This window comes from Amycolatopsis sp. NPDC049868 (assembly GCF_044461365.1).
Taxonomy (GTDB): domain Bacteria; phylum Actinomycetota; class Actinomycetes; order Mycobacteriales; family Pseudonocardiaceae; genus Amycolatopsis.
The window spans coordinates 778,645-789,665 of the sequence record NZ_JBITKV010000002.1; the positions used below are offsets into that span (position 1 = coordinate 778,645).

Genomic DNA, 11,021 nt, shown 5'->3' on the forward strand with positions numbered 1-11,021 from the left:
CGATCGGCGATCGAAGGGAGTGGACATGGTCGACTCGGCCCAGTTGCTTCCGGTCGCGCAGGCGGCGCGAGCTCTGGATATCTCGCGGGAGCGCGTCCGCGAACTCGTGCACGGCGGCAGGCTCGACGCGGTCCGGATAGGTCACGAACTGCTTGTCGACGCCCGGTCGGTCGAGCATCGGAAGAGCGTGGTGAAGCCCGCTGCCGGCCGTCCGCTCTCCTCGCGGATGGCGTGGGGCTTCCTGTGGTCGTTGAGCGGCTACCAGCCGTCATGGATCTCGCCGTCGGAACGGGTCCGGCTCAAGCGCTACGCGCGGGAACGCGTGCCCGCCCACTGGCCACGCCTGCTCTCCGGTCGCGCGCGCGTGCACCGCGTACGAATGCTGGCAGGGCCGCTCGCGCGACTCCGGGAAGATCCGTACGCCGTCGTCAGTGGTCCTGTCGCTGCCGGGCGCCACGGTGCCGACCTCATGGCGGGCAGCGCCGATGAAGAGTTCTATGTGGATGCCGTCCGGTTCGACGAACTCGCGCGGTCACGGCGGCTCCGCCTGAACAGCGCGGAACCCAACGTGGTGATTCGTGTTCCCGCCCTGTCCGGCGTTCTGCGTCCGCCGGGTGCGGGCGGCCTTGCGATCCCGGCGGCTGTCGCGGCGGACCTCCTCGATGCTGGGGACGAACGTTCTGTCCTCGCGGCACAACAACTTCTCACTCGTTTGGGCGAGGTCCATAAGCTCGGCGAATGAGCGATTCCGCGCCGCGAGCCGGTCTGGGAACACTGGCATTGCCGCTGTTGCAGGGCGAGAATGACCGAGTCGTCTGGCCCGCGATGTTCGACCTTGCCGACCGGCTACCCGAGCCCTGGGTCATGATCGGCGGGCAGATGGTCATCCTGCACGGCCTGCTGGCCGATCGGTCGATCCCTCGGGTGACGAAGGACATCGACCTACTCTTCGACGTTCGGTTCACGCTCGACGCCTTCCCTCGTGCACATCAGGTGCTCAAGAGGCTGGGCTATGAGGTCGACGGCATCAGTGCGGACGGCAAGGCTCATCGCTACCTTCATCCGGTAACCGGCATGGTGGTCGACATCCTCGCGCCGGACAAGCTCGGCGCTCGTGCCACGCCACGACTCCGGACGCCCGCCGGAAAGATCGTGTCGATCCCGGGTGGCAAGACCGCGCTCGACGACGCGCGGCCGCTCACCGCGACCTATGGCGGAAGGTCGGCGACGCTGTACTTGCCGGGGCTGGCCGCGGCTTTGGTGGTCAAGGTGAAGGCCCTGATCGATGAGCCGCCGAAGCCAGGCGTGCTCAGCCGTCATGTCTCCGACATCGCGTTCCTGACTTCGCTCGTCGACGATCCCGATGGGCTCTTTCCCGGTGACCCGCCGCTCACGCCGCGGTTCGGTTGCCTGGTCGATGGCCTCGACGACCCACGGCATCCGGCCTGGCTCGCGCTCGGCGATCCTCACGCCGAAGACGGGTTCAATGCTTGGGAGATCTTGCGCGAGACCGGGTAGCGTCCTGATCTGGTGCACCGACTGCAACAGCCTCCACACGACGGCCCGCCGATCGCGAACCTGGTCGACGAACCGTCTCCGGACGTGATGCGCGCAGTGGATGGGCGCGCGAACATCTCGATCCGCGATGGTGCCCGTTGCTCACGCAGGTGTTTCAAGACCGCGAACTCGGCTGGGATCCGGAGAATCCGCCGCGCCCGGGCGGTCCCTGGACACCGATCGCGGACGCTGACCCGCCGAACTGTTGCCGCAGCTCGCGTTTGAGCAGCTTCCCGGACGCGTTCTTCGGCAGTTCGCCGACGAAATGCACCGACTTCGGCACCTTGTGCGCCGCCAGCGACTTCTTGGCGAACTCGATCAGTTCCGCTTCTCCGACGGGTTCCTTCACCACGACCACCGCCGCGATCGCCTCGATCCAGCGTTCGTGCGGCAGGCCGACGACGGCGACCTCGGCGACGGCGGCATGCGCGTACAGCGCGTCTTCCACCTCTCGCGACGCGACGAGCACGCCGCCGGTGTTGACGACGTCCTTGATCCGGTCGACGACGAACAGGTAACCCTCCTCGTCCTGCCGCACCAGGTCGCCGGAATGGAACCAGCCGCCCGCGAACGCCTCCACCGACTCCTCGGGCTTGCCCCAGTAACCGGTGCACAGCTGGGGAGAGCGGTACACGACCTCGCCGAGTTCGCCCGGCGGGAGGTCGTTCATCTCGGCGTCCACCACTCGGGTCTCGACGAAGAGGATCGGGCGGCCGACGGAATCCGGCCGCGCGTCGTGCTCTTCGGGGCGGAGCACTGTCGCGAGTGGACCGATCTCCGACTGGCCGAAGCAGTTGTAGAAACCGACTTCCGGCAGTCGGGCGCGGAGCGCGTTCAGCACCGGGACGGGCATGATCGACGCGCCGTAGTAGGCCTTGGTGAGGTTGCTCAGATCCGCGTCCGCGAGACCGGGGTGGTTCGCGAGTCCCACCCAGACGGTCGGCGGGAAGAACAGCGAAGTGATGCCCTGCCGGGGAATCCGCGCCAGGATGTCGCCGAGGTCGGGCCCTTCGACGAGATGGTTCGTCGCGCCGACGGCCAGCCCGGGCATCAGGAACACGTGCATCTGCGCCGAGTGATAGAGCGGCAACGCGTGCAGCGGCACGTCGCGGTCGCTCAGGTCGAGCGCGGCGATGCAGGACGAGTACTCGTGCACCAGCGCGCGATGGGTGAGCATCGCGCCCTTCGGCCGCGAGGTCGTCCCGGACGTGTAGAGCAACTGGACGAGGTCATCGTCCGCGACCCCGGATTCCTCGTGCGGCTCGACGGTCTCGTCCAGCGCCCAGTCCAGAACGTCCATTGTGGACAAATGATCGACGCCGACGTGCTCGGCCAGCGCGGGGTCGACGAAGGCGACGGCGGGCTCGGACTGGGTGAGCAGGTATTCGAGTTCCTCGCCGCGGGCGTTGAAGTTCACCGGCACGTGCACCAGCCCGGCCCGCGCGCAACCGAGGTACAGCAACAAGTACGCGTCGGAGTTCTTGCCGAAGGCCGCGACCCGGTCACCGTGGACGAGCCCGCGGCCGAGCAGCTTCGCCGCGACCCGGCCCGCCGCGCGGTCGAGCTCCGCGTACGTCCACACGCGATCGGCGAACGTGAGGGCGACCCGGCCCGGGACGCGGCGCGCGCTCCGTTCCAGGATGCGGCCGACGGTGCTGGGGTAGCCGGGAACGGTCATCGCGGCGGTCTCCTTCGTCCGGGCGTGGCGTTCTCACAGTAACCTCGTCCGCATGGCCAATCCCACCGGAGAGCAGTTCGAGATCACCCGCGGCAACGCGCGAGCCGTCATCACCGAGATCGGTGCCGGGTTGCGCGCGTTCGAGGTCGGCGGAGTGCCTTACGTCGAGGCGTTCGCCGAGGACGAGAAGCCGCCGAAGGGCGCCGGGCAGGTGCTGCTGCCCTGGCCGAACCGCACCAAGGGCGGCCAGTGGGTGCACCAGGGTGAGAAACAGCAGCTTCCGATCACCGAAGAGGCGCGCGGCAACGCGATCCACGGCCTGACCCGGCACGAGGAGTGGGAGCTGCTGGAGCACGCGGAGTCGTCGATCACGCTGGCCATCGACGTCCCGGCGCAGGAAGGCTGGCCGGTGCCGCTGCGCGCGACGATCACCTACGAGATCTCGCCGCGCGAACTGGTCGTGACACACGAGATCCGCAACGAGGGCGAGAGCCCCATCGGTGTCGGGCTCGGCACGCACCCCTACTTCCGCATCGGCGACACGCCCACCGACGAGCTGACTCTGACGCTGCCCGCGAGCCGGGTCCGGCCGTATCTCGGCGACGAGCAGATGCCGTACGCCGACGAGCAGGACGTCGAGGGGACCGAGTACGACTTCCGGTCCGGCAAGCTGCTCGAAGGCGTCGACCTGGACACGGCGTTCGGCGGGCTGAGCGTCGCCGAGGACGGCAACCACCACCACGTTCTCTCGCACGAGGACCGGGAGCTGCTGGTCTGGGCGGGCCCGGACTTCCGCTGGGCGCAGGTCTTCACGCCGGACGACCTGGTCGGCCGCGGCCGGGCGGTGGCGATCGAGCCGATGACCTGCCCCGCCGACGCGCTCAACACCGGCACCGATCTGATCGAGCTGGAGCCCGCGTCGTCGTGGACCGGGAGCTGGGGAATCCGGGTACGTTGACGATGCCACGGTCGTCGCCGCTCCGGCTGGGCCCCGCGGACGCGGGAGAGGTGCTCACGCTGCAGCGCGCGGCGTACGTCCCGGAGGCCAGGGAGCACGAGAACCTAGACCTCCCGCCGCTGGTGGAAACCTTCGAGCAGGCGAAACAAGCCCTGGGTGACCCCGCGTGTTTCGCCTGGGGCGTCAGGGAATCCGGGCGGCTGGTGGCGAGCGTGCGGATCGTCGTGGACGGCGGCGCCGGTCTCGTCGGCAGGCTCATCGTCGCGCCGGACAGGCAGGGACACGGGCTCGGCAGCTCCTTGCTGCTCGCCGCCGAAGCGGCCGCGCCGCCTTCGGTGACCGTGTTCCGCCTGTTCACCGGGGAGCGGAGCGCCGGTCCGCTGCGGATGTACCGGAAGCTCGGCTACGTCGAGACGCACCGCACGCCGGAGAAGCACTACGAACTGGTCCATTTCGAAAAGCCCCGCGTGCGGACCGGTGGCCCAGTTCGTTAGCGTGTCAAAGTATGTCTGACAAAGCACAGGTCAAGGCCATCGTCGGTGGTTACGTCGTCCCGGTCGACGGTGATCCCATCGACGGCGGCACGGTCCTCATCGAGAACGGGAAGATCGTCGCGGTCGGCACGGACGCCGAGGTCGACGTCCCCGACGACGCCGAACTGGTCGACGCCGCGGGCAGCTGGGTGCTGCCCGGGTTCATCGACGCGCACGCCCACCTCGGCGTGCACGAAGACGGCGAAGGCTGGTCCGGGAACGACACCAATGAGATGACCGACCCCAACGGCGCGCGGTTCCGCGCGATCGACGGGATCGACCCGTACGAGCCCGGCTTCGACGACGCGCTCGCGGGCGGCGTCACCAGCGTCGTCATCAAGCCTGGCTCGGGGAACCCCATCGGCGGGCAGACGATCGGCGTCAAGACCTGGGGCCGGACAGTGCTCGACATGATCTTCGCCGAGGGTGTCAGCGTGAAAAGCGCGCTCGGCGAGAACCCGAAGCGCGTGTACGGCGAGAAGAAGCAGACGCCGTCGACCAGGCTCGGCGTCGCGTCGACCATCCGTGACGCCTTCACCGCCGCGCGCAACTACGCCGCCCAGCGCGAGCACGCCGCCGGCGAGGGCAAGCCGTTCGACGTCGACCTCACCAAGGAGACGCTGGCCAAGGTCCTCGACGGGGAGCTGTACTGGGACCAGCACGTCCACCGCGCCGACGACATGGTCACCGCGATCCGGCTGGCCGACGAGTTCGGCTACAAACTGGTGATCAACCACGGCACCGAAGGGCACCTGATCGCGGACCTGCTCGCCGAGCGGGACGTGCCGGTGATCCTCGGGCCGCTGTTCACCACCAAGTCCAAAGTGGAGCTGCGCAACCGCACCCTGCGCGCGCCCGGCATCCTCGCCAGGGCGGGCGTGAAGATCGCGATCACCACGGACCACCCGGTCGTGCCGATCAACTTCCTGGTGTACCAGGCCGCGCTGTCGGTGAAGGACGGTCTGGACCCGGAGACCGCGCTGAAGGCGCTGACCGTCAACCCGGCCGCGATGCTGGACCTCGACGACCAGGTCGGCTCGCTGAAGCCGGGCCTCGACGCCGACGTGGTCATCTGGTCGGGCGACCCGCTGGACGTGATGAACCGGGCGATGCGCGTGTTCGTGCGCGGCCGCGAGGTCTACCACTTCGACGAGGCGACCGGGGTCGGCGTGGCCGAAGACCGGCGCTACCGCGAGGCTTGACCGCTCGTGAGTGATTCGGGTCGTTCCACGGACCCGAATCACTCACGACAGCAACCGGTCGAGATCCAGCTTCACCGGAAACGGTTCGACGGCCTTGAATTCGCCTGTCATGGCCGGAGCGTCCTGATAGCCGAGTTCGCCCGCCTGGTGACAGGCGACAAGTGAGACCGGTTCGCTGAGGTCGACGATCCAGTAATGCGGGATCCCCGCGTCGGCGTACTCGCCGTGTTTGGTCACGTAGTCGGTGCGCTTCGAGCCGGGTGACACGATCTCGACCACCACGACGACGTCGTCCGCGTGATACATCGTGTCTTCTTCGTCGATCCGTTCGCCTGCCTCGCGAAGGGCGATGATCAGACCCGGGCGCCTGGCGAAACCTGGCTCACCGGGCGGTACCAGCCCCAGATCGACGTCGATGTCCTGGACGAATTCCAGGTGCTCGGGCAGCTGCGACTCCAGCTGCCTGGCCAAGGCGTACAGCGCCTTGTTGTGTCTCCTCTTGGGGCTCGGTGACCTGACGAGGCGGCCTTCCACGAGCTCGGTGAATCCGGAATCGGGCTCACCGAGCGCCGCGTACTCCGCGACCGACAGCAGGTGATCCGGGATGGCCCACCCTGGTTCACCGTGCGACCCGGTCGTGGAATAGGGAACGGCTGTCACAGCGTCTCCTCGCGTCTTCCACGGTGTCTCACGGCCAAGTGGTGACCATCGGTGATCGTAGCAGCGCGGAGTGTCAGCCTTTCCGCAGTTCCCGCGCGATCACCATGCGCTGGATCTGGTTCGTGCCCTCGAAGATCTGCGGCACCTTCGCCTCCCGCATGTACCGCTCCACCGGGAAGTCCTTCGTGTATCCGGCGCCGCCGAGGACCTGCACGGCGTCGGTGGTCACCTTCATCGCGCCGTCGGTCGCGACGAGCTTCGCGATGGACGCCTGCCGCTGGAACGGCAGCCCGCGGTCGCGGCGGCGGGCCGCGTCGAGGTACATCGCGCGCGAGGTCTCTACGGTCGCGGCCATGTCGGCCAGCAGGAACTCCAGGCCCTGGAACTCGATGATCGGCCGCCCGAACTGCGTGCGACCCTTCGCGTATTCGAGCGCCTCGTCCAGCGCGGCCTGCGCGAGCCCGACGGCGCACGCCGCGATGCCCAGCCGCCCGGAGCTGAGCGACGACAGCGCGATCTTCAGCCCCTGGCCCTCTTCGCCGATCCGGCGTTCGGCGTCGACGGCGGCGTCTTCGAACATCAGCTGTGCCGTGGTCGACCCGGTGAGACCCATTTTCCGCTCGGGCGGCGCGGCCGAGAGGCCCGGCGTCGCCGCGTCGACGAGCAGGCAGCTGATGCCCTGCCCGCCGTCGTCGCTGGTACGCACCATCGTCGTGTAGAAGTCGGCCTCACCCGCATGGGTGATCCACGCCTTCGTGCCGTTCACGACGTACCGGTCGCCGTCGAGCCGCGCGCGGGTCGAGAGAGCGGCCGCGTCGGAGCCGGCGTGGGTCTCCGAGAGCGCGTACGCACCCAGCAGGCCGCCTTCCAGCATGGAGGGCAGCCAGCGGTCACGCTGCTCGTCGGTGCCGTGGTGCGCCAGCGCGAAGCAGGACATCGTGTGCACGGAAAGCCCGACGCCCACCGACATCCACGCCGCGGCGATCTCCTCCAGAACCTGCAGGTACACCTCGTACGGCAGCTCGCCGCCGCCCCAGCGCTCCGAGTACGGCAGGCCGAGCAGCCCGGCCTGCCCGAGCAGCCGGAACTGTTCGCGCGGGAAGTGCGCGGTCTCTTCGTACTTGCTCGCGATCGGGGCGAGTTCCTCGCGCGCGATCTCCTTGGCCAGGTCGATCAGATCCTGGGCCTCGGTGCTGGGCAGCAGACGGTCCGCCGGCATGGCTCCTCCGAGCTGAACGGTACTAAAAACAGTACTGTGGGCTGATTCAGCGTACAGTAGACGGCGCTGGGGGTACACCGTTCGCGTAGGGGATAGTGATCCGATGACCTCGCGCCGCCAGCCCACCGCGCGTCAGAGAGCGCTGCTCTCGGAACTCGAAGCGCTCTTCCTCGCCGAGGGGTTCTCCCCGTTCACGCTGGACGACCTGGCCGCGAGGCTCCGCTGCTCGAAGTCGACCCTCTACGCGCTCGCCCCCAGCAAGGAGCAGCTCGCGGTGAAGGTCGTCACCCACTTTTTCAAGGGGGCCGCCGAGCTGCTGGAGGAGCGGATCGCCGGGATCGACGACGCCCGCAAGATCCTCGGCGAGTATCTCGCCGGGATCTCCGAATACCTGAATCGCGCCTCGGCCGCTTTCATGACCGACATCGCCGAATTCGCGCCGGCGCGGGACGCCTATCAGCTCAACAGCCGCGCCGCGGCCGCCCGGATCCGGTCGTTCATCGATCGCGGCGTCACCGACGGTGTTTTCCGCGAGGTGCACGCGCGGCTGATCGCGGAAATGGCGGGGCTGATCATCGAGGGAATCCAGACCGGCGTGATCGGGCAGCGCACCGGGGTGACCGACGCCGAAGCGTTCACCGCGCTGTCGGAACTCCTCCTTGGCGGCATAGCGACAAAAAATGTCCTGAACTGACAATTCTGGTGGTGGAACCACCGCCTCGGCTAGCATCGCGCCCGTGATCGTCGTGGGTGGAGAGGCGCTGGTCGACCTCGTTCCTGGTGAACCGTTGGATTCCACTGTGGACGGTGGGTTGCGCGCGCTGCTGCCCTGGATGGGTGGTGGTCCTTACAACGTCGCGCTCGCCGCCGGCCGGCTCGGCGTCCCGACGGGCTTCCTGTCCCGTGTCTCGAATGACCGCTTCGGTGTCGCGCTGGTGGACCGGTTGCACGCCTCCGGTGTCGACACCGCCTTGCTGCAGAGGGGAAACGAGCCGACGACGCTCGCCGTGGTCGCGCTCGACGAAAAGGGTTCCGCGCAGTACACCTTCTACACCGAGGGCACCGCGGACAGGCTCGTCGCCGACCCCGGCCCGCTCCCCGAAGATGTGACGGCGCTCTCCCTCGGCACCCTCGGCATGGTCCTGGAGCCGGGTGCGAGCACGTACGAAACGCTGTTGCGCCGCGAATCCGCGCGCGGCGTGCTGACCGTTCTCGATCCGAACATCCGAGCGGCGCTGATCGAGGATCCGGCGGCGTACCGGGCGAGGTTCCGGTCCTGGCTGCCGTATGTCCGCCTGCTCAAGATCTCCGACGACGACACGGAATGGCTCGCCGAAGGCGCCGATCCGGTCGACGCGGCAAAGGTCTGGACCTCTAGCGGAGTCGATGCCGTCGTGCTCACCCGCGGCGCGCAGGGGTTGTCCGTCATCACACGAGCGGGGGAAATCGCGCAGGTCCCGTCACGCCGGGTCGACGTGGTCGACACGATCGGCGCCGGGGACACCGTGCAAGGCGCCCTGCTGGCATGGCTGTACTCGAATGGGGTGCGCGACGTGTCCACTCTCGACGCCGGCGGCTGGCGCGCGGCGCTCGAATTCGCGGCGAAAGCGGCGTCGATCACCGTCTCGCGGAGTGGGGCGGAACCGCCGACGGCCGCGGATATGGCATCCGCCGTGTGAACCTGGTCCCAAAGGGGCTGTTGTGAGCAACTCACCCGCTGCGCGTTGACCCCATTCTCGACTAGCGTGGAGGGGAATTCATACCCCAGCGGGGCGGTGTGCAGCGAGGCCGTGGGTCACGCGCGTGAAAGAGGGCGTACCTGTGGAACCTACAGGCGCCGCCGGCCCGTGCTGAACGTGAGAGGGACTTACATGTCCGACGCGACGACGGCTGCGGGGCAGTCCGGCGAGACCGCGACGCTGCGCCTGCCCAATGGCGAGCACGAGTTCAAGGTGATCCACCCGGTGGAGGGTGCGCCTGGGATCGAGCTGGGGAAGCTGCTGGCGACGACCGGGTACATCACCCACGACCCGGGGTTCGTGAACACCGGCGCCGCGTCCTCGGCCATCACCTACATCGACGGTGACGCCGGCATCCTGCGCTACCGCGGGTACCCGATCGAGCAGCTGGCCGAGAAGTCGACCTTCATCGAGGTCTCGTACCTGCTCATCTACGGCGAGCTGCCGACCCAGACGCAGCTGTCGGAGTTCACCGAGAAGATCCAGCGCCACACCCTGCTGCACGAAGACCTGAAGGCCTTCTTCAGCGGCTTCCCGCGTGACGCGCACCCGATGCCGGTGCTCTCCAGCGCCGTATCCGCGCTGTCGACCTTCTACCAGGACTCGCTCAACCCGTTCGACGAACCGAACGTCGAGCTGTCCACCATCCGGCTGCTGGCCAAGGTCCCGACCCTGGCCGCGTACGCGTACAAGAAGTCCGTCGGCCAGCCGCTGCTGTACCCGGACAACTCGCTCGGCCTGGTCGAGAACTTCCTGCGGATGACCTTCGGCTTCCCCGCCGAGCCCTACGAGGTCGACCCGGACGTCGCCAAGGCGCTCGACCTGCTGTTCATCCTGCACGCCGACCACGAGCAGAACTGCTCCACCTCGACCGTGCGCCTCGTCGGCTCCTCCGAGGCGAACCTGTTCGCCTCGATCTCGGCCGGCATCAACGCGCTGTTCGGCCCGCTGCACGGTGGCGCCAACAGCGCGGTGCTGGACATGCTCGAGGGCATCAAGGCCGAGGGCGGCGACGTCGCGAACTTCGTCACCCGCGTGAAGAACAAGGAAAAGGGTGTCCGCCTGATGGGCTTCGGGCACCGGGTCTACAAGAACTACGACCCGCGCGCGAAGATCATCAAGAACACCGCCGACGAGATCCTCTCCAAGCTCAAGGGCGGCGACGAGCTGCTCGACATCGCGAAGAAGCTGGAAGAGACCGCGCTCTCGGACGACTACTTCATCGAGCGGAAGCTGTACCCGAACGTCGACTTCTACACCGGTCTGATCTACCGGGCGCTCGGCTTCCCGACGAAGTACTTCACCGTGCTGTTCGCGCTCGGCCGCCTGCCGGGCTGGATCGCGCACTGGCGCGAGATGATCCAGGACCCGGCCACCAAGATCGGCCGCCCGCGGCAGATCTACACCGGCTACGCGTCGCGGGACTACGCGCCCATCTCGGAGCGCTGATCCCCCCTCCCGCAAGCGCTATGAAC

General features: G+C 68.1%; 11 protein-coding genes. 8 read left to right on the forward strand and 3 right to left on the reverse strand.

Annotated features, from left to right (window positions below):
* The first annotated feature begins 25 nt into the window (after positions 1-25).
* Complete coding sequence (locus ACIBTM_RS11910; RefSeq protein ID WP_395876473.1) at positions 26-742, forward strand: helix-turn-helix domain-containing protein; 717 nt, start codon at positions 26-28, stop codon at positions 740-742.
* Positions 739-1,518 (forward strand): hypothetical protein, encoded by a 780-nt coding sequence (locus ACIBTM_RS11915; RefSeq protein WP_395876474.1) that lies wholly within the window; start codon positions 739-741, stop codon positions 1,516-1,518. Before ACIBTM_RS11910 ends, ACIBTM_RS11915 begins: the two co-directional genes overlap by 4 nt.
* Positions 1,519-1,672: 154 nt before the next feature.
* Here the strand turns inward: ACIBTM_RS11915 and ACIBTM_RS11920 are convergent, their stop codons facing one another.
* Entirely contained in the window at positions 1,673-3,235 is a 1,563-nt protein-coding gene (locus ACIBTM_RS11920; protein ID WP_395876475.1) for a fatty acyl-CoA synthetase, read from the reverse strand.
* Between the two features lie 52 nt (positions 3,236-3,287).
* Here ACIBTM_RS11920 and ACIBTM_RS11925 point away from each other — a divergent pair, with 52 nt between their 5' ends.
* The 3 genes from ACIBTM_RS11925 to ACIBTM_RS11935 are packed head-to-tail and all read left to right on the forward strand — an operon-like array spanning position 3,288 to position 5,928.
* The gene (locus tag ACIBTM_RS11925; protein ID WP_395876476.1) at positions 3,288-4,193 is read left to right on the forward strand and encodes an aldose 1-epimerase family protein; all 906 of its coding nucleotides are present in this window, start codon (positions 3,288-3,290) and stop codon (positions 4,191-4,193) included.
* Between the two features lie 2 nt (positions 4,194-4,195).
* Positions 4,196-4,687, forward strand: a complete 492-nt coding sequence (locus ACIBTM_RS11930; RefSeq protein ID WP_395876477.1) for a GNAT family N-acetyltransferase — start codon at positions 4,196-4,198, stop codon at positions 4,685-4,687.
* 11 nt (positions 4,688-4,698) lie between these two features.
* Positions 4,699-5,928, forward strand: a complete 1,230-nt coding sequence (locus ACIBTM_RS11935; RefSeq protein ID WP_395876478.1) for an amidohydrolase — start codon at positions 4,699-4,701, stop codon at positions 5,926-5,928.
* 42 nt (positions 5,929-5,970) lie between these two features.
* Here ACIBTM_RS11935 and ACIBTM_RS11940 read toward each other — a convergent pair whose 3' ends face one another.
* Positions 5,971-6,588: a Uma2 family endonuclease gene (locus ACIBTM_RS11940; protein ID WP_395876479.1), complete on the reverse strand. Its 618-nt coding sequence runs from the start codon at positions 6,586-6,588 to the stop codon at positions 5,971-5,973.
* 73 nt (positions 6,589-6,661) lie between these two features.
* Complete coding sequence (locus ACIBTM_RS11945) at positions 6,662-7,807, reverse strand: acyl-CoA dehydrogenase family protein (RefSeq protein WP_395876480.1); 1,146 nt, start codon at positions 7,805-7,807, stop codon at positions 6,662-6,664.
* A 103-nt stretch (positions 7,808-7,910) separates the two neighbouring features.
* Here ACIBTM_RS11945 and ACIBTM_RS11950 point away from each other — a divergent pair, with 103 nt between their 5' ends.
* From ACIBTM_RS11950 to ACIBTM_RS11960, 3 genes are all read left to right on the forward strand, one after another.
* A complete protein-coding gene (locus ACIBTM_RS11950) occupies positions 7,911-8,501 on the forward strand; it encodes a TetR/AcrR family transcriptional regulator (RefSeq protein ID WP_395876481.1) in 591 nt (196 codons plus the stop codon).
* A gap of 43 nt (positions 8,502-8,544) precedes the next feature.
* Positions 8,545-9,486 carry a carbohydrate kinase gene (locus ACIBTM_RS11955; RefSeq protein ID WP_395876482.1) on the forward strand — a complete coding sequence of 314 codons (942 nt, stop codon included), beginning with the start codon at positions 8,545-8,547 and terminating at the stop codon, positions 9,484-9,486.
* Between the two features lie 192 nt (positions 9,487-9,678).
* Positions 9,679-10,995, forward strand: coding sequence for a citrate synthase (locus ACIBTM_RS11960; RefSeq protein ID WP_395876483.1), 1,317 nt, complete (start codon positions 9,679-9,681; stop codon positions 10,993-10,995).
* Positions 10,996-11,021 lie beyond the last annotated feature (26 nt).

What these genes read in the sequence shown, in the direction of transcription:
- ACIBTM_RS11910 (WP_395876473.1), top strand. Translation starts at nt 26, where the DNA reads ATGGTCGACTCGGCCCAGTTGCTTCCGGTCGCGCAGGCGGCGCGAGCT.
- ACIBTM_RS11915 (WP_395876474.1), top strand. Translation starts at nt 739, where the DNA reads ATGAGCGATTCCGCGCCGCGAGCCGGTCTGGGAACACTGGCATTGCCG.
- ACIBTM_RS11920 (WP_395876475.1), bottom strand. Translation starts at nt 3,235, where the DNA reads ATGACCGTTCCCGGCTACCCCAGCACCGTCGGCCGCATCCTGGAACGG.
- ACIBTM_RS11925 (WP_395876476.1), top strand. Translation starts at nt 3,288, where the DNA reads ATGGCCAATCCCACCGGAGAGCAGTTCGAGATCACCCGCGGCAACGCG.
- ACIBTM_RS11930 (WP_395876477.1), top strand. Translation starts at nt 4,196, where the DNA reads ATGCCACGGTCGTCGCCGCTCCGGCTGGGCCCCGCGGACGCGGGAGAG.
- ACIBTM_RS11935 (WP_395876478.1), top strand. Translation starts at nt 4,699, where the DNA reads ATGTCTGACAAAGCACAGGTCAAGGCCATCGTCGGTGGTTACGTCGTC.
- ACIBTM_RS11945 (WP_395876480.1), bottom strand. Translation starts at nt 7,807, where the DNA reads ATGCCGGCGGACCGTCTGCTGCCCAGCACCGAGGCCCAGGATCTGATC.
- ACIBTM_RS11950 (WP_395876481.1), top strand. Translation starts at nt 7,911, where the DNA reads ATGACCTCGCGCCGCCAGCCCACCGCGCGTCAGAGAGCGCTGCTCTCG.
- ACIBTM_RS11960 (WP_395876483.1), top strand. Translation starts at nt 9,679, where the DNA reads ATGTCCGACGCGACGACGGCTGCGGGGCAGTCCGGCGAGACCGCGACG.